Below are 23,196 nucleotides of genomic sequence, written 5' to 3'. Positions count from 1 at the left end.
ATGTCATCTTCAAGTGACAAGATAGCCGTTTTTCATCTTGTTAGAAAACTTAATAATATTGAAATGTTCGAGGACTTTTTAAACTCTTATCAATGTTTTGAACCTGGGGTTCAACATGATTTAGTTATCATCTTTAAAGGATTTGATAACGAAAATGAAAAAACATGTTATACATCGCTATTACAAGGAATTGACCACCTTAGTTTTGATGTGTCTGATGAAGGCGTCGATATAACCGCCTACATTAAAGCGACAAAAGCCTTTGCTAAAGAATATCACTACCTTTGCTTTCTAAATTCACATTCAATGATTCTAAGTTCATATTGGCTAAGTAAGTTATACAAAAATATGAAACTCAAAGATGTAGGATTAGTTGGAGCAACTGGCTCTTGGCAAAGTCACCGAGGTTCGACTTCAAGACCAAGATTAATCACCACAGCACTTGTTTTTTCATTTTTAACCATTTTTTCTACTAAACCTATTGCAGTTAAACGTGAAGAGTTATCAGATGTTTTTGAGCATTTAAGGTTTCTCTTAGATATTGATTGTTATCCAAATATTCATATTAGAACGAATGGTTTTATGATTCCTTCGAGTTTGATGCTTGAAAATACACTTCAAAATATTATTTCAAAGTATGACGCATATCGTTTTGAAAGTGGTAGGTCTGGGCTTTCAAGGTACATTAAAAATAAACAACTTCGGCTGCTTTTAGTTGGTAATGATGGAGCAAGTTATGATGAGAGTGAATGGCGTGGCTGTAATGTATATATGCACAATAAGCAGGAAAACTTATTGATTTCTGACAACATGACTAGGAAATTTTCTGAAGGAAAGGAGGGGACCAAAAATAGTCTTAGGCGATCATCATGGGAAGCAAAAAGAATTCTGGCATATCCCCAAGATTGGCGTGCAATAGTTAACAGGCGCAAACATGCTAAAAAGTTATTGAATCAAAAGGCTCAATTAGAGAAAATTAATAAAAATTCAAGTTCTCGAATAATTGTTTTTGGTGCAAGTATATTGGGAATGCATTTTTATAGTTGGCTGAAAGATAATACAAAAAATATTAGTTTTGTAGCTTTTGTAGATAATTATTTGACCACCTCACCTTATAAAGAAGCACTAATTCAAAAGCCTAATTATTTGATCGAACATTGCGATTCATTTGATTATATATTGATATCATCAAATGAATATTATGACGAAATATTACAACAATTAATTGATTTAAATATAGACGAGTCATCCATAATTTAGATTTTTACTGCAAATTTGTTTTTAGGAAAATATGCATCACTTTTAAGTATTTATTTTTATTAATTCTTCTACGTAACCTCGGCGCATCCAGTATTGTTCACGACTAATATTTAGCAATGTTAAGTCTTTCAATAATAAGTCTCTTACAGTGAAGGAGTTAGATTCATGGTTGATAGATAAAAATGTGTTTGTAGATGTTTTAATTTTTTCCCAATATTCTTGAGCTACTAATTTATCCATTTCAGTTAAGCTATCAACATTAACAATAAGATCGTATTGGTTATTTTCATCAATAAAAGTTTGAGGGCTAATAATTCTAATTTTGGGATTGTTTTCATCAACTTTTTCATTCTCAAACAAGATATTGTTTTCACCAATTGTTCGACCTAAAAAATAACCTTGGGCTGTTGCAGTCATAGGAATGTCAATAATTGTGTAATCTTTGATCCCTAGTTCATTAGCGTAATAAGCTGTTCTGCCAAGGCCAGCTCCAATTTCTAAGATCCGTGGATTTTCGATACCTTGTACTAACTTTTTGATTCGCCATGCTTGATATAAAGCTTGTGGAACACGATAACTTAATACACCTCGAGACGTACTGAGTCCAAATTCATTTGGATAAGGATTTGGTAAGGTAAATTTCCATGCAAAGCTATCTAAATTGTCAATAATAGTTTCTGCATCGTAAGGTGAAGTTGTTTTTGCCCCCCAAGATTCAGGGTTATCTAAAGGAATCGCTCCGATATATTCCGCAAACCTAATTAATCCATCCAAACATAATTTGGCGTAGGCTAGTCCTATATGGTCATATTCAAACTCTACTTGACAGGATTTTCTGAGAAAATCATATCCTGAAAAAAGCTCATTCTTACCTGGATTCTGATACGTTTTAATCACAATATTTTCATCATTTTCCATTAATGCTTTATGTATAGGTGCTTGATATGAACTGATAAGTTGCCACATAGAAGAACCTAAATCTAACTTATGAGTATTTTGATAAAAAGAAATTATTCTTTCGATTAAATCATCGTCTCTAACTTTTTCAATTAGCTCCACAGAATCATAAGTTGCTCGTACTAACGAACCTTCATTATGAAATATCCGTGTACTAAACACTGCCATAATTAGTGATTTTTTGTCTATTTTCAAATTAGGCTCTTTTGTTTGTTTCACTACGAAACCCCTTTTTGATATTCATAATTGATTGTCAAAGTGAATGTTAATTTTAGGCCAAATTATTAACGGATTATAATTCAATTGGTTTGTATGTTTTTTGATAAAGACGGTCTTTAGTAATAGTAGGAACTAAATTGGAAAATAACGACAACTTACTGCCAAAAACTTTAGATTCTAGTTCAGTATATATATGATTCTTATAGGAAATATTGTCAATTACAAGTTTACCCCTAGTGCCGTTCTTAGGTAACACTGTCAAGTTTGTTTTAGGGGGTTTGTAGACTGTCATATACAATTCATACTCAAAAACAACATCTGTTTTTTCCGTTAGATACACTTGATCTTTGAAGTTGTTAACATCAAAATATTCGCGCATTTTATATTTAGGCAAGATGATTTGGCATTTGTGTTCTAATACACAAGCGTTAAGAAGAATAGCTGCAATGCTGAGATGATCGCTCATCCAGTCTGGATTGTGTTTATTTCTGTTATCTTGTGTGATGGGGGCAAACGTTACATTCAGATTCTCCATGCATAAGCTGTTAAGGAGATGAAAATCTTTTTGGTATAAAGCGTAAATTGTACTTAATCGGCCAGTGGTTTTAATTTCTATTTTTTTTCTCTGAGTGCTAGGAGATAGACTATAAATTACGAAATCGAAAACTCCTTCTGCTAATTGTTCCGTTTGGTCTTCACTGCAGAACGTCACATCTATATCCCACATTAGGTAGTTTCTAAGTAACCAGCCAACACTATCTGCAAAGGCAGTGGAGTCACATATTATAAGAAGAGACTTAGATTTGACATGGTTTGTTATCTGCAATAACTCTCGTTCATTTGTTTTGAAAGATGAAATATCAAAATTACTAAGACCATAGGATATTAATTTTTCAATGGTTTTGAAACTATGTTGCCAAGCAGTTATGCCTTCCTTCACCGTTAAAAGAATTCCTGAATCTTGAGCAATGCAGCTTGAAAGCTTAGTAAAAACCGCATTTGCATAATTCACGGTGCCATACAAATAATAAAAAAGCAGTGAGTTTCCGTTTTTATATGAAGCAAATAACATATCTTTTTGTTTTTTGATGATGATCTCTGTATCTTCTTTGCAAGTCACTTCTTTTTCTAAAAGGGCTTCAAAAGCACTAAGTTCTTCTATTAATATTTCTTGAGAAAACTTGTCTTCAAACTTTTCAACGTAGTTCTCTAGTCCTTGGTTTGAAAAAATATTGATTTTTAGTTTTTCTATTACTTGAAATTTTTGTTGTTCAGTTACCACTATCAACAACTCACTTGTTCGTAGTGGTAAAGTACCGTGGATTTTTGCGCCATCACTACAGTTGTAAAACTCTTGGCCTTTAGGTTTAGCCCCTGTCACTTGTTCGATTACTTGCCCAGACACTTTAAATTCGTGTTTGGTATTAACCTTGGGACGAAAATTTCCCGGAACTATCAGTGATGTATTGGCACTTTTAGTAAAGTCGTAGCTTTCCTCGCCGTCTTCTTTGTAATATCCAGATGATTTGGAATGGTGGTGTTTAACATCAACAAAACCTAGATCGACTCCGATTAAGTAGATGCTGGTAAACCCAATTGTACTGAATAAATCGATGACAAAATTACTAACTGTCGGAAAGGAATTAAGTAGTGCCTCATAGTTTTTGCGGCCTAATACGCTGAGCGCCGATACTGTTGATGATTCACCTTCTTTAAATGCCACCATCACATCTTTATATAAATCACAGGTATCAGGGTGGATGCCATTACAAGATATGAGTGTGATGTTTTTTAAGTAGTCTAAATCACCTATTAATACGGCCCAGTCATAGGTACTGCGATTTTGTTCTATTTCTGCATGAAAGTCAGGCGTAATTCCGTGACGATGCAAGGCTTGCAATGCAGTGCCGCAACTTACTACTATGGCTTGTCCTTGCCACTCTTTAATGGCGTCAATAGAACTGTCTAAAGAAGGGCCATTACCTACAACAAATATCGGTACTTCTTTGTCTTCATAACTTAGTTTACTAGCAGGGTTGGCGGTTAATATTGGAATTTTTCGGCGCATGCCTTCTTTAGTATGTGCTATTCCGTAATAGGCATGGTCAAAATATTCTCCCATAGAGATCACAACTTGTAATTGTTCTCTGAGTTGGCTGATAGCGGAGTTTAACGACGCATTGTAATAACTTTGATAAAAGTAAGTGCTGTTTAAAATATAGGGGCCAATAGAATAAAATTGACTCAACAAATCCCTAAATAAGTTGCTACCGTCATCGCCTATATTTAAGTAAATTCGTGATTCGGATTTTTCTATGGTTTCAAATATAGTTTGCCAATCAATGGCAAATAGTGATGCATAAAAGAAGTCTGGGTTGGGCTCACAGATAAACAGTTTTTCAACAGTATGTTTTTCGAGTAATTTTTCTACTTGGTAACCTACTCCTAAACCAAACATAATGATTGAGGGTACATTATCTGGTAATGCTCCTACTTCCTCTTCAGCTTCCTTAAGTAACTCTTCGGTTTCTTTAACAAATTGATAGTGAATGTAGTGAGCGAGTTTATTGCCTTTATAACCTAGTACTAAGCCATCTTTGTTAGGTTGTTCATTAAAGTTGTCGAAGTTTAGATTGCAGTCTTGAGTCGGAGAATCGCTGTACCAAGATTGTAAACTGTCAGTTTTGACTAAATTGACTTCACCAGCAGCGTTACTGATTGGCAGCCATTTTTTCGGAGTATAATCTTTGTATTCCGCGTAGATTTCTGGAAAATACTTTTTAAACGCTTCGAGGTTGTTACTTAATTTGGTACTCGCTGCGCTCAGCAAGGTATACTTTTCTAAATCTATGTTAGGTGTCCACCTCGACACAAAGTCCAAGTAACTTTGTTTAGATTCAATCTTAAACCCCGTATCTGTTATTTCACGCCAACTGCGCTGGGATAGATCTTTGTAAATAGAATTGAATACTTCGTGATTGTAATGTTTGTATAGATGGAAGTTGCTAATGGCGCAGTGCTGAATGAGTTCATTCATATCCTGAATCAGGTCTCTGCCATCTTTTTCTAGTTGTAAAAAAATAGCGGTATTGTGCTGTTTTGCAAGTGCAAAAATTTCTTGCCAAGACGTGGCCATAATCGAACATTGGAAATACTGTAATTCAGGCTCGTAAATAACTAGATTTTTAATCTTGTGTTGTTTTAGTAGTTGCCCAAGGTGAATACCTAGGCCACATCCGAGTACCACTAAACATTCAATTTCGTATGGTAAAGGCGGTTGTTGGTTTCTGAGTTTGATACTTTCTAGGTCATTAATACTTTGTAAATCTTGAATACTGTCAAATTGCTGAGAATCTTTGATGTGATTAACGGAAGGTGCATCAAATACAATATTAGGGCAGTGTTGTTCTACTCGAGATATTTGCTCTAACACTTCCGCTTCGGGGTGAAATCCATAGAAGGTGCGACCGATACCGTAATCAACAATATTAATTTCGGCATATTGATTAATAAAAATAGAGTAGTTAGCAAGGTCGGGGTTTTGAACATTAGGCAACAAAGCGGGAATGTTACGTTGAAATGCGTTGATATTGTCTTTGTGAGTATTGAGTATGTGTGTCGCTAATTTCTCGTCTAAAAGCGCCTGTTTTTGTTCATCTTTATCAAGATGTAAACGGATATTCTTCAACATACTTTATATAAACTCATAATCTATTTGCACAATGTAATGGGTATTATCTTATTCTATCGGCAGACCTAAAAAAAGAATAAGTCTTTGAATTTATTGTGAGAAGTGAACACTAAAACGTGCTAGCCATTGGTATTGCCAACTTGTTTGAATGAATTTTCATAGCTTATGTGTACTATAGGTTAATGATTATTGTCTTAGGGGCACTGCTAAATTGAAATACCTAATTTTTGTTTTTATGTTGTTGGGTTGTGCCAACTCAAGGGGTGACGATCACTACATCAATTTGCAAGGTGACAGTTTTGTCTTAGTCACAGACAAGTATTTTAGTCGTGAATTAAGTTTTAACTCATTGCCCACTGATAAGGCTTTTTATATGACTTATTGGGGAGCAAGCCCAACAGCTGAATTGCGCTACGGCGAGCAAAGTGTGCCTATTTTCTATCGCGGAAATGACTCCGAAAAACTATATTTGCAGTTAAACAACCAAGTTAAAACCCTGACATTCCACATCCAAGGTAAACCAGTTCGATACAGCACACGGTATATACAACAGCAGCGTGGGAAAGTAACGGCTGATATCCCTGAAGTGTACGAATTGACGAATATTGTTTTAGCTTTAGCTGACAAGTTTCATCAAACAAATTATGGAAGGCGGGTACAAGGTGACTATTATCAGGCAATGATGAAATGGTTTACGCCCTTTAAAGCCCATCCGATTTTTACTGCACTTGGCGATGTTGACTATTATTCTCTCGTTGAAAATGGACCTGCTTACGAATTTATGAATGATAAAATCGTAAAGTCCGAGGTTTACAATAGTTTTAGGGCAAAAGATGCAATAGCAATGCAACGCGAACTGTTAGAGAACTTTGCAAAAATTAGTGATTTTAGGTCATTCTACCAACAGCATCAGCCGTATTATTCAAGTTTGCTTAAACAATTTGAAAATGACACTCAGCCAAAACGTATCTGGAGTTGGTTGGAGTCAGAGTTTCCAGCAGAGTATCAGAGCTATAAAGTGTTTTTTTCGCCGTTGGGCTCTGGCAAACATAGTGCTCGAATGTTCACTCATAATGGTTTTAAAGAATCCATTATGTTTATCAGTGGCCCTAACCGATATGAAAGTGGCGTCGATTCCCCGGCAACAAAAGCCATAAAACTGACTAGAACATTGTTTACCGAAATTGATCACGCTTATGTTAACCCAATTTCAGATAACTATATTAACGAGATTAATGATGCATTGCCTGAATTAAAAAATTGGTACAAAGGCGGCGGATATAACAAACCTTATTTGGTGTTTAACGAATATATGACCTGGTCGGTGTTTTTGTTGTATGCATTGGAGTCCTACTCTGATGAGGAGTATTTAATGATCAAACACCATATGGAAGATTTTATGGTCAATAAACGAGGTTTTTATAAATTTAAGGCGTTTAATAAGGAATTAACTCGAATATATAAAAAGCGTAGTCAGGAGCAAACGATTGAGGATCTCTATGAGCCAATTATTAAGTGGCTTAAAACTCATTGAGTTTGAGAAGTTGATGCGCCCTTAGGCGCATCAGTTCAGATTTAGTCTACTAACGCTTGATAAACAAGGTTTCTGAAATCATCGTGATAGCGATGAAAACCAATAGGGACAAATTGCGCCATTGATATCAATACAATTTTCTCTTCTGGGTCGACTCTGAAATAAGTTGAAGCCATTCCTCCCCAGCCAAAGTTACCTTTTGAACTCATAAAACCAGACATGCCCGGGTCAACAGTGACAGACATCGCGAGTCCAAAACCTTCTCCTTGAGAGCTTGAATTAAACGGAATTAAATTTTGCGGCATATGGTTGCTGGTCATATATTCAACGGTTTTTCTACCTAAGATCCTGACCCCATTTATCTCGCCACCATTTAGCATCATTTGTGCAAAGGTGAAATAATCCTGCATGGTAGAAACCAAACCACCGCCAGCGTTGTGGATTTCAGGATCACTCTTATAATCGCCTAAAGGTTCATTCTGCATGACAATTGTTTTACCGGTTTTTCTATCGGCGGTATAAATTTGGGTTAGTCTGGCTACCTTGTCTGGCGTAACATAAAACCCTGTGTCTTTCATCCCAAGGGGCGAAAATATGGTTTGTTGCATATAGTCACCAAGCTTTTGACCGCTTAGTTTTTCAATTAAGAAGCCAATAATGTCGGTAGACACCCCATAATTCCAAGCAGATCCTGGTTGGTGAACCAGTGGTATGGCTGCAATTTTAGAAAGAATATTACTGCGATTTAACTCATCGGGTTTCGCTTGCATTTGTTGGTACATTTTATCTACTTCAGAGCCGGTGAAGCCATAACTTAAACCCGAGGTATGCATAAACAGGTCGATGATGCGAATTGGGCTCTTGGCATCTTCTAACACCATATCGTCACCGGAACCACTTACGTAAACTTTCATGTTGGTAAATTCAGGTAGGTATTTTGAAATTGGATCGAACATGTGGAACTTACCTTGTTCCCACAAAGTCATGGCAGCGACAGCTGTAACAGGTTTCGACATCGAGTAAATTCTAAAAATGGTATCTTCACTCATGGGAATACCGGCAGCTTTATCTTGCATGCCCTGAGCATTTAAATAGGCAATTTTCCCGTCTTTGGCGACTAATGTTAAGGTGCCAGCTAATTTACCTCGGTCAATATAAGTTTGCATAACAGTCGCGATTCTATCTAAGCGTTCGGACGAAAAACCTAAAGATTCAGCGGCGCTGACTGTATTTTCAGCTTTGACTACTGTTGATTGGCAAGCCATCAAGGTATAGCAAAGCATTAATCCAAAAATAAACTTCATAACATCTCCTTTACATTTTTTTGAGTCGTCAGTTTAAACACAGTTGCTACATGAGCAAGTTAATTTGAATGATTGCATAATATATTGAGAGGTTATTATCAAAAGGAAAGTCAATTGAAAAAATCAATCAAAAGAGAGGCAACAGTGTTTTAGGTTAGCCGCTCAGTATAAATAAGTATGGAACACAGCATTTTCGACGAAAATAGGGCTGATATAGCTTAGAAAAGACTTGAACTGTCTACAAATAAAGATAAAACTGAAATAGTGGTACCTAAAATCTTTTTACGGTTGGATTACTACAATGGAAAAACAGAAAAGTAAGCTAAGTCGTTTTTATGGAGAGTTACGACGCAGAAATGTGTTAAATACCATTGTTTTGTACATAGTTACCTGTTGGATTATTTTGCAAGTAGGCAGTGTTGCCTTTCCTATTTTTGAAATTCACAATGACTATTACTATTGGTTACTAGGGATCTTTATCGTTTTTTTCCCTGTGGTAGTGAGTATTTCGTGGTTTTATAACTTAACAATAAACGGGTTTGAGCGCATTGCACCGTTTTCAGAGCGGCGAATGTTGAATAATATTGCTCCGGTTATTGATCAGCGTGTTTCTCTCGATAAAAACCATAACGCTCCAATGCGTATTGATGGTTGGTATGCTAAGGCTGTGTCCGGTCCTGTAGAAGGGTTGGAATATCGAATTGATAATGGGGTGACTATTGGAAGGGCAATTGAGTGTGAAATCACTCTTTTGCGATCTTATATTTCACGCATGCATGCTCGCTTTGTTCTTGTTGAAGAGATACTTTATATCGAAGATTTAAACTCTTCGAATGGCACCTTGGTGAATAACAAAAGAATCAGCGAACGTGTGCGATTGCATCAAGGTGACGAAATTCAGTTTAAAGATATTATTTTTAAAATTGATGAATACGCGACACAAAAACAGAGCAGTTTGTTGCTCAGTAAAACAACTTTAATCCGTAACAAATAGCCGTCGCGCTTACTAAAACTGTCAATCCACTTCTTGTTGAGTTTCACTGGTGTTCAGCGTGTTTGCTGATTCGAATGCCTTGGCCGGAACGAACTAAGTTAAAATCTATTACAGATAGTCGAATTAACCAATTTTGCGAATGGCTACAACCACCATAATGCGTCACAAAAAATTCATATTTATCTTAGTCCAACAAATTCAATTCTGGATAATGATTATGCTAATAGTTTGAAGTTGTGATTAGTGCGGTTTATAGGCGTTTTTGGCCCCTAATAAGATGTAGGTTGTTATTTTCTAAACTGATATCGTTCAACATTTTTTTTGGGTATCTGAATCCCTTAAAAATAAGCTTGAAAAGTATATTTTTAAGGGATTTGGGTATACACTATGCGCCGCATTTGAAAGCGATATAAAGAAAGCAAAAAGTGTATTGTCCTAAGAAGGGCAATTTTAAATTATATAAAGGAAAAAAATGACTCCTATTACTAAAACTTTTCAGTATGGTCAGCATACTGTTACTCTAGAAACGGGCGTGATTGCTCGTCAAGCTACGGCCGCTGTTATGGCAAGCATGGATGACACTTGTGTATTAGTGTCTGTTGTTGGTAAAAAAGATACCAAGCCAGGTCAAGACTTCTTCCCATTAACGGTTAATTATCAAGAAAAAACCTATGCTGCAGGTAAAATTCCTGGTGGTTTCTTCAAACGTGAAGGTCGTCCTTCTGAGTATGAAACTCTTACTTCTCGTTTAATCGACCGTCCAATTCGTCCTTTATTCCCTGATGGGTTTATGAACGAAGTACAAATCATTGTGACAGTAGTCTCTGCTAACCCAGAGATTCCAACTGACATTATCTCTCTTATCGGTACCTCGGCTGCCCTTGCTATTTCTGGCATGCCTTTCAACGGTCCAGTTGGTGCTGCGCGCGTTGGTTACACTGACGAACAATATGTATTAAACACTCGCACTTCTGAGTTAGAAGCTAGCCAACTTGATTTAGTGGTTGCTGGTACTGAAAACGCAGTACTTATGGTTGAATCTGAAGCTGACATTTTGTCTGAAGAAGTGATGCTTGGTGCGGTAATGTATGGTCACGAACAGTTACAAACTGTAATTGGTGCCATCAGCGAATTTGCTGCAGAGGTGAATACGCCTAAGTGGGATTGGCAGCCAGAGCCAGAAAATACTTCTCTTAAAGACAAGGTAAAAACCTTGGCTGAAGCGGGTATTACCGAAGCGTACCAAATCTCTGACAAGATGGAGCGTAAAGACGCTATCACTGCGCTAACTAACAGTACTGTTGAAGCGATTGTGGCTGAAGATGATTCTCAAGACGCAAAAGAAGTATCTGAGTTAGTACACGAATTAGAAAGTGACGTAGTGCGTTCACGTATTCTTGCTGGCCAGCCGCGTATTGATGGTCGTGATCCTGCGATGATCCGTGCTCTTAATGTTGCTACAGGTTTGTTGCCTCGTACACACGGTTCAGCTTTGTTCACTCGTGGTGAAACTCAAGCAATCGTTGCTGCTACTTTAGGTACAGAGCGTGATGCTCAAATGATTGACGGTTTAAACGGCAAAGAAGACAGTCGTTTTATGCTTCACTATAACTTCCCTCCATATTGTGTGGGTGAAACTGGTTTTGTTGGCTCGCCAAAGCGTCGCGAAATCGGTCACGGCCGTTTAGCAAAACGTGGTATTCAAGCGGTTATGCCGACTGAAAAAGAATTCCCGTATGTAGTACGTGTAGTATCTGAAATCACTGAATCAAATGGCTCGTCTTCAATGGCCTCTGTTTGTGGTACATCTTTAGCACTAATGGATGCCGGTGTTCCAATTAAAGCTTCTGTTGCGGGTATCGCAATGGGCTTAGTGAAAAGTGATGAAAACTTCGTAGTCTTGTCTGACATCTTAGGTGATGAAGATCACTTAGGTGACATGGACTTTAAAGTAGCCGGTACTACTGGTGGTATTACTGCACTACAAATGGATATCAAAATCGAAGGTATCACTAAAGAAATTATGCAGGTTGCTTTGAAACAAGCCAAAGAAGCCCGTTTGCATATTCTTGGTGTAATGGATCAAGCGATTTCTGGTCACCGTGAAGAGATGTCTGAGTTTGCTCCACGCATCTACAAAATGCAGGTTGATAAAGAAAAAATCCGTGACGTAATCGGTAAAGGTGGTGCGATGATCCGTGCTATTACTGAAGAGTCTGAGTGTAATATCGAAATCGAAGATGACGGTACTATCAAGATTTTTGCGACTGAGTTAGCTAAAGCCCAAATCGCCATTTCTAAGATTGAGCAAGTCACTGCTGAAGTTGAATCGGGTAAAACCTATTCAGGTAAAGTGACTCGTATCGTTGACTTTGGTGCCTTTGTTGAAATTTTGCCTGGTAAGGAAGGTTTAGTTCATATTTCACAAATCGCTCATGAACGTGTAAACAAGGTGTCTGATTTCTTAGAAGAAGGCCAAATCATTGACGTTAAGGTTGTTGAAATCGATCGTCAAAATCGAGTACGTTTAAGTATTAAAGATTTGACTGAAAAACCAGCGGCGCCAGAAGCAGCCGAAGGTAACGAATAGACAGTTGATTTGTAATTAACTATCAAAAAAGGAGCCAAATGGCTCCTTTTTTATTGCTTTAAATCTAACTACTGATCCGCGAATCCATAAATCTCTATAGGTTGATATATTTAATTAGCTTATAAAGTAAACTTCACTGACGTTTGCAGGTAACTTGAATCTAGATCTAAACCCGCGTCATCAACCACATATTTGCCAAGTTCAACACCAATAATCATGTTAGGGGTATATTGCTTAATAAGATTAACTGCGTAGTGAGAGCGGTCATGTCCAAGAATATCTGTTTCGCCATTGCCGTAAAATATAGTACTGCGGTATGTGTCGCTCCAGATTCTTCTATAACCCAGATACCAAGCAGTTGTTTCTTCTGCTTTTGTTTCGTCGGTTATTGGGTCAATCACAATATCTGTGGCCAAGGTTATTCCTGCATAACGACCTGATTCACCTAAAGTTACTTGAAAACGGATATCGTCTTTTCCAATAGCGTTTATTTTTCCGGAAAGACTTAGCGCTGTTGCAGTGGCATCAATCCCGCCTTGGTCAACTTTTCTTAACAACCCTGCCACGCTGGCTTGGCCCCAATCACCTTTAAAGTTATATCTGGCCACAAAATCTGGGAGCTTACTATCGGGGTCATTATTGCTGCCTGTTACTCCGACATTACCCGAGCCACCGTTGCCGTCACCGTCTCCATATGTTTGTGAGTTTTCTAAGGCAAACTGCCAATTTCCTATGGAGTAGCGAATTTGAACCTGCCTAATGAATACTTCAGCGACCATAGGCCCACCAAAATCAAGAGACTCAACCAATGCAGCTAGCGGCATAAAGGTTGACCAAGTTTGACCTATCAACCAGTTTTCATTTTTTACAAAAGCGTGGCGCAACCGTGGATTAACTGAATTACTGATTATTTCGTTACCACCGCCTCCATAAAAATCCATTTCAATAAAGCCAGTCCAGTCGCCATGTACATACGAAATATTGAATCGGCTTTCTTTTATATTTAAACCAAGTTTGGAGGTGTCTACTGCTCCAGGATTATTACCAATCCAATAATCCTGATAATTCAAATCACCATTTACATATCGAGCATCTGCTTTTAAGTAGCCACCAAACTTTATTTTGTCGCCATTTTCGAAGTCTATTTCTAGCGCATCCGCATTTGCCATTAAACTGATGAGGCTTGTACCCAGAAGCAATATACTAAGTGCCGAGGTTTTCTTTATAATATTATTCATATGTCTGTCCCAGAGTGTTAAAACTTTGTAAACTCTGGACCAGAATGACCAAATTTTATATAAGCTCATGGTCTATAAGACCAAGGTCGCATAAGAAATGAATAACAAATGATACCTCGTAAGACCAAAGTCTTATTTCTAAGTTTTCAGAGGAGAATAAAGTATCTCGATGAAATTTTTACAGAGTATGGAGTGTAAACATGGTAAATGAAGTATATCCGGTGCCTGAGCAGGCAAAAGAAAATAGCCATTTAACCGAGCAACGTTATCTTGAGCTTTATAAGCAGTCAGTCGAGTCTCCCGATATATTTTGGGCTGAACAAGCCAAAAGATTGGATTGGTACAAAACTCCCACTGTCATTAAAAATACCTCTTTCGATCCGAATAATTTATCCATTAAATGGTTTGAGGATGGTGAGCTCAACGTTTCTTACAACTGCATCGATCGGCACTTGGCAGAACGTGGTGATGTAACCGCCATTATCTGGGAAGGAGACGATCCTCAGACAGACAAACACATTAGTTATCAAGAGTTACACAACGAAGTAGCTAAGCTAGCAAATGGACTAAAAAAATTGGGCGTTGTAAAGGGTGACCGAGTAGCCATATACATGCCTATGGTGCCTCAGGCTGCCTATGCGATGCTTGCATGTGCAAGGATTGGTGCGGTGCATTCGGTTATCTTTGGTGGTTTCTCACCAAACGCTATCGCAGATCGTATCGAAAACTGTGGTGCAAAAGTCATAATCACCGCTGACCAAGGTTTGCGAGCAGGTAAAACTGTGCCATTAAAAGCCAATGTTGATATTGCACTTGCAGAGCATGAGTGCGCGACTTTGGAAAAGGTTGTAGTGTTTAAACATGTTGGTTTAGACGTAGATTGGCATACAAAAGATTTATGGTGGCATGAACTTATTGCAGATTGTCCTGCTGAATGTGCACCAGAAGTCATGAACGCCGAAGATCCCTTGTTTATTTTGTATACATCAGGTTCAACCGGACAACCTAAAGGTGTTGTGCATACCACTGGTGGTTATTTGTTGTATGTTGCTATGACTCACGAATATGTATTCGATTATCAAAAAAATGAGATATTTTGGTGTGCAGCTGATGTGGGGTGGATAACGGGTCACAGTTACATGGTATATGGTCCATTGGCTAATGGAGCCACAACTGTGTTGTTTGAAGGTGTGCCTACGTATCCTGATGTTCGCCGAATTGGGCAAGTTGTTGACAAACATAAAATTGAAATTTTGTACACTGCTCCAACTGCAATTCGAGCATTAATGGCGCAAGGTGATCGCGCGGTAGAAGGGTTCAGTGGTGAATCATTACGCCTACTAGGATCTGTGGGAGAGCCTATTAATCCAGAGGCTTGGAGCTGGTATTACGAAAAGGTCGGTAAAGCACGTTGCCCGATTGTAGATACCTGGTGGCAAACTGAAACTGGTGGCATGATGATTTCTCCTTTACCCAGCATTACACCTTTAAAACCGGGTTCAGCTACCCGGCCTTTATTCGGCATTCAACCCGCATTGGTTGATAGCGAAGGCACTGAACTTAAAGGTGCAACTGAAGGTAACTTAATCATTAAAGACAGTTGGCCTGCCCAAGCCCGCACTGTTTATGGTGATCATGAACGTTTTGTGCAAACTTATTTCACTACCTATACAGGCAACTATTTCACTGGTGACGGGGCAAGGCGAGATGAAGACGGTTACTTTTGGATTACTGGCCGCGTAGACGATGTGTTGAACGTATCAGGCCATCGCCTTGGCACGGCCGAAATTGAAAGTGCTTTAGTATCACACCCTGCTATTGCAGAAGCGGCAGTTGTGGGTTATCCACATGATATCAAAGGCCAAGGGATATACGTTTATGTCACGCCAATTGAGGGCATAGTGTGTGATGACGCCTTAACTAAAGATGTGAAAAATTGGATTCGAAAAGAACTGAGCCCAATTGCGACACCTGATCTAATCCAGTGGACTCATGCATTGCCTAAAACGCGATCAGGGAAAATCATGCGTAGAATCTTGCGTAAAATTGCTGCCAATGAATATGAACAGTTAGGAGACACTTCTACATTGGCAGACCCTTCAGTTGTTGATACACTGATTGCACAAAGAGCAAACAAATAACAACAAAGTAACAATATGGCAACCTTGTTAATTGCAGATGATCATCCTTTATATCGAGATGCTGTACGAGGAGCATTAATAAACAGTTTCAAGCAACTTGAGTTGCTTGAGTTGCTTGAGGCTGCTGACCTAAACGAAACGGTCGAAATGCTGCATCAAAATAATCACATCGATTTATTATTACTTGACCTTCACATGCCGGGTAGTGGTGATCTTTTCGGCTTGATCCATATTCGTAAACTCTTTCCTGATTTACCCGTAGCAGTAATATCCGGTCTGGACGACCCAGACATTATCTCAAAAGTGATTAATTTAGGCGCTATGGGGTTTGTACCCAAAACCACAAGTGCAGTACAAATTGCACAGGCAGTGACGAGTATGCTTGAGGGAGACCTGTGGTTACCAGAAAGTTATGCCACTGACGACGTTGAGTTAGATAATGAATTTGCCGAGTTAGCCCTTAAAGTGGCCAGTCTTACTCCCGCCCAATATAAGGTATTGTGTTATATGCGTGATGGGCTACTGAATAAACAAATTGGTTACAATTTGGATATTGCTACTGCAACTGTCAAAGCACACGTTACTGCTATCTTTAAGAAGTTGCATATTAACAACCGTACTCAAGCTGTACTTATCGCCTCACGCCTTCAGCTTGCACCGCCTGAAGTAGGGCTCTGAGTTTAGCGGGTTTCAAAGGTTTGCTTAAATAACCGCAATTTGCATTAAAAGCTTCAGCAACCACTTCGTCATCTTGATTGGCAGTGATTAAAATGGCGGGGATAGGGTAGCCAAGAAATTTACGTATTTTGGCAATAAGTTGTAGCCCGTTTTCTTCACTTTCTAAATGATAATCCATTAAAATCACTTGTGGCTCATTGAGTTTGATTTGTGCCATGGCTTCGTCAGGCGTAAGAGCTGTTGTGACATGTACTTGCCACTTGGCTAATAAAGTTAACATGGCGTCGAGATTTTCTTGTTTATCATCAACACATAAAATGCGTAAAGCAGCCAATCCCACTTTATTAGTACTTATCTTATCTACACCTACAGATTTTTGTTCTTCGCAGCTTGGCAATTCGATTGAAAAACAACTCCCTCTTCCTAGAATAGAGCGCACTTGTACCCGTGTATTTAACTGTTGACTAAGACGGGCCACTACTCCTAATCCTAAGCCGACACCATGTTGACTATGATCGCCAGAGCGATAAAAGTCACCAAAAATGTTATTTAGTTCTTCTTGATGAATGCCTGTACCCGTATCCCATATTTGCAATAACACATTGGATTTTCTTCTTCGAACACTCAGTAACACTCGACCTTGGGGCGTATATTTAATGGCGTTAGATAACAAGTTTTGTAAAATTCTATATAAATAAGTGCGGTCAGTTTTAACCCATAGGTCCTGTATCTTGCACTTTAGACGCAATCCTTTTTCTTCGGCTTGCATATTGAGTTCAGCTATCAAAGGTGTGACTAGCGCCTTTATAGAAACAGCACTATAACGTGGTTTCATATCACCTTGGTCTAACCGCGCAATATCTAATAAGGTGGCGATTAAGACTTCACTAGCGTTAAGACTGTCTCCTAATTTTTGTACTATTTGACTGGTGTTTTTCTCTAAAGCGGCTTCTTGCAGCGCACTCAAGTAAAGCTTTGCCGCATTAAGTGGTTGCAAAATATCATGGCTGGCAAGGGCGAGTAGGTGAGTTTTATTTGAATTCGCTTCTTCAGCAATTTTTCTAGCGCTGACAAGTTCCTTTTCAGCTTCACCGCGACGTTGAATTTCTAGATGTAATTCGGCATTAATAGTTTGTACTTCTTCTGAACGTTTTTGAATACGATTTTGAAGATCTATATTGGCTTCCTTTAGCGCTTGTTGAATTTCTATATGTTGTGTGACGTCGTTAAAACTCGTGACAAAGCCACCGCCAGGCAAAGGGTTACCAACCATTTCAATTACACGTCCATCACTACGCTGTCTTAGAAATTTATGGCTGGTGCCGCTGCGCATATGGTCAAGACGTTTTTGAACTAAAGTGTCGACGTTTCCTACACCGCAATCGCCATTTTCAGCGTTATAGCGGATTAAGGTTTCAATAGGTGTGCCGACACTGACCAAATCATCGGGGTAATTGAATAAATCTATATAACTCTTATTCCAAGCGACTAAATCAAGATTTTTATCGATGACGCTAATACCTTGGTCAAGACTCTCCAAAGACGTAAATAACGCACTGATATTAAATTGGATAGCTTGGGTGGTTTCATCAAAAAAGTTCACTACTTCTTCAAAGTTGAGACGTTTACCACTTAAAGCGCTGTCTACCAACGCTTTCGCACTCGAAGCTCCTATGACTCCACCTAAAGCGCGTTCACTGAAAATCACAAAATCTTTCAGTGGTTTGTCCGTCAAAGTAAGCGTTACGCCTTGGCGTTGTTGATATTCCTGCACTAACATTTGGCAGCGACTTTCACCTAAAAACGTGGATAACATGGTGATCAAATCTTGTACTGTGGTGTTTAAGGGATACTTTTCATTTTGCCCATCTCTGGTATCAATCGAGGTGACATAGGCCTCTGCCTGAATCCGATCAATCAAGCGAGTTTGTGAAAACAAAGAAAACAGTACATATGCGATAGTGTTTGCTAGTAAACTTAAAATCGCACCTTCGCTAATCGTTGTACTTTGCAATATATTATCGGAATTTTCGTTAACTATCGGTAATATCAACCACAAAACCCATACAAATACCCCTACAATAAGTCCCGCGTATACGCCATGAGCATGACCTCGTTTCCAATATAAACCTCCTACAATTGCTGGTAATAACTGGATCACTAAAGAAAATGCAATAAAACCAATGGATGCGAGGGAACGACTATTGGTCATTTGTTGTTGGTAAATGTAAGCCAACAATAACAACATACCAATAACAATGCGGCGGATAAGTAGAATAGTGCGAGTGAAATCAACACTGGGTTGTTGGTGGTCACGAGCTGCCAAAAACTTGGGCAAAATCACGTCATTGGTCAACATGGTACTCAAGGTTAATGTGGCCACCACTATCATGGCGGTGGCGGCTGATAACCCACCTATAAAAACTAACATTTTTAACAATATGGATTCAGACATGATAGCCAAACCAAGTACGTAAGTGTCTGGCTCATTGCCACTTGCATCTAACATAGCCTTACCCGCAACAGCAATAACCGGGATAGTCACAGCAATGGCAGTTAAATATACTGGAAATAACCATCGAGCCGTTTTTAAATGGTTCAGGCTGAGGTTGTCGACTATCGTAACGTGGAATTGTCGGGGCAAGCAAATGACCGCTGCGGCTGCCATCAAAGTTTGTGCCCAAAAAGTTGTCGATTGAAAATTGTCCAACGCTTCGTAACTAGCAAATGTTGCCAACAAAACTCCGCTGTTTTGTTGTTGCCACCAGTAATAACCGTAAAGGGCTACTCCAATCAAAGCCGTCAGTTTTATAACCGATTCGAACGAAATTGCGAGAATTAAACCACGCCGATATTCCGTTACATCAGGCCGCTTGGTGCCAAAATAAATGGAAAATAAGGCGATAAACAAGGTTGCACCTAGCACCACGCTATTAGTGTCTTTTTGTCCGGACACCAATACAAATGCCGAACCTATGGCTTTTAGTTGTAACGCGATATACGGAATAGTGGCCAACAAAGCAATAACGGTAACCAGTAAGGCTACGGTCTGCCTTTTGCCGTATCGTGAAGAGATAAAATCAGCAATAGTGGTAATGTGCTGTTTTTTGCTGACTTGTGTCAGTTTTAATAAAAAACGATAGCCAAACAAATACAATAATATTGGGCCTAGCAATATTGGCAGATAACTCCAAGTATTCCTTGTTGCTTCCCCAACAGACCCAAAAAACGTCCAAGCCGTGCAATAAATCGCCAAAGCTAACGAATAAATAGCCGGATGAGATGTCAGTTTTTTAGCCTTAGCAGAGTGACTATCACCCCATTGCGCCAACCAAAACAAACACGCTAAATACACTATCGCCAGTACGACCCACCCAAACGCCATACTCATCCTTTCACAATTGAAAAATAGATTTTATGACTGTACCACAGCTTTATCCGCTTTCTTACTAAGACCTTGGTCTCATTGACTTTCGTTGTTTCGAGGGGAAACTAAAGACTGTTTACTGTTTACTGTTTACTGTTTAGTGTTTAGTTGGCAGGATCCGATTAAATTAAAAAGGTGTAGTTTGTAGCGACAAGACATTTGCTTAGTGACAACTAGAACTGTTACGCGATCTGTACCAAAATCTAGATTTAACTAAACTTAAAATCGTTTCGCGATTATCTTTCGTGTGTCGTAGGCCAAAATAAATAACGTAGCTGCTCTAGATCAAAAAAATTGGCCGCTATTATTGGTAAGATTGTTACTTTAAATTTGTCGCTAGAGTCGTTTATATGCAATTGTCTAAATATCAGTGCACAAAAAAAGTTGATTGGCATAGCTTACTCAGTTCGGGTAATCGCGTGTTTATTGGCTCGAATGCCGGCGTGCCAAATGCTTTAATAGATAGCCTCATTGATGATGCTAAAGCCTTAACCGATATTGAATTGACACACATAAGTACATTGTCTGATAACAAATGGGCTTTGCCTGAGTATACCGCTAGGTTCAAAATCAATACTTTCTTTATTCACGGTAGCTTAATTAGGAAAGCTGTTGATGAAGGCCGTGCCGACTATACACCGTGCTTTTTATCGGAAATATCAAGTTTGTTTACTGATGACACTTTACCACTCGATGCGGCTTTAATTATGGTCTCGCCACCCGACGAGTTAGGTTATTGTTCGCTGGGGGTGTCGGTCGATGTAGTGATGTCAGCGGCAAGAGCTGCCAAGCATATTATTGCTCAAGTCAATCCGTTAATGCCCAGAACCTGTGGACATTCATTTTTACACATTAGTGAATTTAGTGCATTTATCGAGTGTGAACAAAAACTACCAGAAGTTGACTTGCCACAAGCAACCAAAATTATTGATCGTATCGGTCAATACTCGGCAATGTTAATAGACGATGGCGCTACCTTGCAATTGGGCATAGGAAAAATCCCCGATGCAGTGACGCGTTATTTATATCAACACAAAAACTTAGGTATTCACTCTGAAATGATAAGTGACGGAGTGGTAGATCTTATTCAGCGGGGTATAGTCAACAACAGATATAAAACCTTTCACCCAGGGAAAACAGTGGTGAGTTTTTGTTTCGGTAGCCAAAAACTCTACGATTTTGTCAACATGAACCCACATGTTGAATTTTATCCTTCGGCCTATGTCAATAAACCTACAAATATTGCCAAAAACGACAATATGGTCGCTATCAACAGCGCGCTTGAGGTCGATTTAAGCGGACAAGTTGTGGCGGACTCTATTGGATATCGATTTTACAGCGGTATTGGCGGTCAGGTTGATTTTGTAACTGGTGCCTCCAAAAGTAAAAATGGCAAGCCTATTATCGCTTTACCTTCGACGGCCAAAAATGGTGAAGTTTCGCGTATTGTGGCTACCTTATCTGAAGGCGCCGGTGTGGTGACATCTCGAGGCAATGTTCATTTTGTTGTGACTGAGTTCGGTATTGCGAGTTTACAAGGCAAAAGTGTGCGTGAGCGAGCTCTCGAATTAATTCGTGTTGCCCATCCAAAGTTTAGAGATGAACTGCTTGCACAAATACGAAAACAGTTCTGGGTACCTGATTACCAAAAACAAACGCCAACCGATATTCCTGAACTTGGAGAAATGCAGATTTCTCGGATTCAAATTGAAAACCAACGTTTTTATTTGCGGCCTTTAAACCCTTCAGACGAGCGTCGCTTGCAAGAGTTCTTTTATTCCCACACCAAAGAGACCATAAATTTGCGTTATAACTTTGTACCAGGGCCAATGACAAGAGAAAAGTCCTGTGATCTTGTTAGCGTCGATCAAAGCAAAGATGTGGCCTTAACTATAGTTCGTCAAGACGGATCTAAGGTGCGTTTAGAAGCAGTCGGACGTTATTATTTATACCCGCAACAAAATTCGTGTGAAGTGGCGTTTGTCACTCGAGAGACCAACCAAGGCAAGGGTATGGCGAGTCGATTGTTAAAAGCCATGATAAACATTGCCGAAAAACGTGGGCTTAAAACGATGTTTGCCTTGGTAAAAAATAACAATCTTCCAATGATTTCGGTGTTTGAGCAATTCGGTTTTGTACGTTCACTAGATTCAGAACCTGGCGAAATAGAACTGACCAAATACTTAAATTCCAATACAAACTCAGATAATGTTAGTCATGGAGAGTTGCAGTGACAGTGACCATTTTAAGCAGTTATAAGTGTAACTTGCACAACATGGGGAACGAACACCCTGAACAACCTGCGAGAATGTTCAAAATTAATGACCAGTTTATATCATCTGGATTGGAATATGTATTGCGCTTTGCTGACGCAAAACCTGTGCAAATATCGGCTTTAGAACGTGCTCACGATAAAGTATTTGTTAAGAGTGTTTTTGATCGCGCCCCAAAGGAAAAAGGCGAAAGAGTATGGTTAGACGATGACACCATTATGATGGACAAAAGTTTAGACGCTGCTCTCTATGCTGCCGGTGCGGTTGTTGATGCTGTTGACCTAGTGATGTCAAATAATACCAAAAGGGCGTTTTGTGCTGTACGACCACCGGGTCATCATGCGAGTCGTGGCAAATCATCAGGTTTTTGTATCTTTAACAATGTTGCTGTAGGTGTGATGCACGCTTTAGAAAAATATGCGTTAGAGCGTGTAGCCATTGTCGATTTTGATGTACATCACGGTGACGGTACTCAAGACATCATAAAAGATGACGAGCGAGTGTTATTTTGTTCGTCGTTTCAGCATCCATTTTATCCTTTTAGCGGCGACGAACCTTGTCGAGACGGCATTATTAATGTGCCTATTCCAGCTGGTACTAAAGGTGTTGATTACCGTGAGAGAGTAAAACATTGGTTTACCGCCATCGATGAGTTTAAGCCTCAAATGATTTTTATCTCAGCCGGTTTTGACTCCCACGCAGAAGACGAAATGGGGCAACTTTGTCTGGTTGAAGACGACTACATGTGGATCACTGAACAGCTTAAAACTCTGGCTGATAAACACTGTAATGGTAAAATAGTATCAGTGTTAGAAGGTGGATATGCACTCAGTGCACTAGCGAGAAGTGTGGTGGCACATGTAAAAGTACTTGCTAGTTAGATTACAGCC

General features: G+C 39.1%; 13 protein-coding genes. 8 read left to right on the top strand and 5 right to left on the bottom strand.

Going from position 1 to position 23,196, the window contains the following annotated elements; genetic code table 11:
• On the top strand, nucleotides 1–1,260 hold the full coding sequence (locus KO534_RS01865) for a hypothetical protein (RefSeq protein ID WP_215926596.1): 1,260 nt from the start codon (nucleotides 1–3) through the stop codon (nucleotides 1,258–1,260).
• Between the two features lie 42 nt (nucleotides 1,261–1,302).
• On the opposite strand, the gene KO534_RS01860 is transcribed toward KO534_RS01865, so the two are convergent.
• Both KO534_RS01860 and KO534_RS01855 read right to left on the bottom strand, forming a co-directional pair.
• A complete protein-coding gene (locus KO534_RS01860) occupies nucleotides 1,303–2,436 on the bottom strand; it encodes a putative sugar O-methyltransferase (RefSeq protein ID WP_215926594.1) in 1,134 nt (377 codons plus the stop codon).
• Nucleotides 2,437–2,509: 73 nt separating this feature from the next.
• Nucleotides 2,510–6,127, bottom strand: a complete 3,618-nt coding sequence (locus KO534_RS01855; protein WP_215926592.1) for a motility associated factor glycosyltransferase family protein — start codon at nucleotides 6,125–6,127, stop codon at nucleotides 2,510–2,512.
• A 211-nt stretch (nucleotides 6,128–6,338) separates the two neighbouring features.
• Here KO534_RS01855 and KO534_RS01850 point away from each other — a divergent pair, with 211 nt between their 5' ends.
• A complete protein-coding gene (locus KO534_RS01850) occupies nucleotides 6,339–7,661 on the top strand; it encodes a DUF4932 domain-containing protein (RefSeq protein WP_215926590.1) in 1,323 nt (440 codons plus the stop codon).
• 41 nt (nucleotides 7,662–7,702) lie between these two features.
• On the opposite strand, the gene KO534_RS01845 is transcribed toward KO534_RS01850, so the two are convergent.
• On the bottom strand, nucleotides 7,703–8,965 hold the full coding sequence (locus KO534_RS01845) for a serine hydrolase domain-containing protein (protein ID WP_215926588.1): 1,263 nt from the start codon (nucleotides 8,963–8,965) through the stop codon (nucleotides 7,703–7,705).
• Between the two features lie 301 nt (nucleotides 8,966–9,266).
• On the opposite strand from KO534_RS01845, the gene KO534_RS01840 reads away from it, so the two are divergent.
• Entirely contained in the window at nucleotides 9,267–9,959 is a 693-nt protein-coding gene (locus KO534_RS01840; protein WP_215926586.1) for an FHA domain-containing protein, read from the top strand.
• A 472-nt stretch (nucleotides 9,960–10,431) separates the two neighbouring features.
• Nucleotides 10,432–12,549, top strand: coding sequence for a polyribonucleotide nucleotidyltransferase (gene pnp, locus KO534_RS01835; RefSeq protein WP_215926584.1), 2,118 nt, complete (start codon nucleotides 10,432–10,434; stop codon nucleotides 12,547–12,549).
• A gap of 119 nt (nucleotides 12,550–12,668) precedes the next feature.
• On the opposite strand, the gene KO534_RS01830 is transcribed toward pnp, so the two are convergent.
• The gene (locus tag KO534_RS01830; protein WP_215926582.1) at nucleotides 12,669–13,787 is read right to left on the bottom strand and encodes a DcaP family trimeric outer membrane transporter; all 1,119 of its coding nucleotides are present in this window, start codon (nucleotides 13,785–13,787) and stop codon (nucleotides 12,669–12,671) included.
• A gap of 200 nt (nucleotides 13,788–13,987) precedes the next feature.
• Between KO534_RS01830 and acs the strand changes: the two genes are divergently transcribed.
• Both acs and KO534_RS01820 read left to right on the top strand, forming a co-directional pair.
• Nucleotides 13,988–15,928, top strand: a complete 1,941-nt coding sequence (gene acs, locus KO534_RS01825; RefSeq protein ID WP_215926580.1) for an acetate--CoA ligase — start codon at nucleotides 13,988–13,990, stop codon at nucleotides 15,926–15,928.
• Between the two features lie 15 nt (nucleotides 15,929–15,943).
• Nucleotides 15,944–16,606 carry a LuxR C-terminal-related transcriptional regulator gene (locus KO534_RS01820; protein ID WP_215926578.1) on the top strand — a complete coding sequence of 221 codons (663 nt, stop codon included), beginning with the start codon at nucleotides 15,944–15,946 and terminating at the stop codon, nucleotides 16,604–16,606.
• Here the strand turns inward: KO534_RS01820 and KO534_RS01815 are convergent.
• Nucleotides 16,560–19,991 carry a hybrid sensor histidine kinase/response regulator gene (locus KO534_RS01815; protein ID WP_215926576.1) on the bottom strand — a complete coding sequence of 1,144 codons (3,432 nt, stop codon included), beginning with the start codon at nucleotides 19,989–19,991 and terminating at the stop codon, nucleotides 16,560–16,562. The genes KO534_RS01820 and KO534_RS01815 overlap by 47 nt on opposite strands.
• A 392-nt stretch (nucleotides 19,992–20,383) precedes the next feature.
• Here KO534_RS01815 and KO534_RS01810 point away from each other — a divergent pair, with 392 nt between their 5' ends.
• On the top strand, nucleotides 20,384–22,267 hold the full coding sequence (locus tag KO534_RS01810; RefSeq protein ID WP_215926574.1) for a GNAT family N-acetyltransferase: 1,884 nt from the start codon (nucleotides 20,384–20,386) through the stop codon (nucleotides 22,265–22,267).
• The gene (locus tag KO534_RS01805) at nucleotides 22,264–23,187 is read left to right on the top strand and encodes a histone deacetylase family protein (RefSeq protein WP_215926572.1); all 924 of its coding nucleotides are present in this window, start codon (nucleotides 22,264–22,266) and stop codon (nucleotides 23,185–23,187) included. The genes KO534_RS01810 and KO534_RS01805 overlap by 4 nt, the downstream gene beginning before the upstream one ends.
• The last annotated feature ends 9 nt before the right edge of the window (nucleotides 23,188–23,196 follow it).

The sequence above is a fragment of the Paraglaciecola arctica genome (assembly GCF_018861065.1).
Classification (GTDB): Bacteria; Pseudomonadota; Gammaproteobacteria; order Enterobacterales; family Alteromonadaceae; genus Paraglaciecola; species Paraglaciecola arctica_B.
The sequence above is the reverse complement of the archived record's forward strand: the minus strand, read 5'-3'. Positions and strand labels throughout refer to the sequence as shown.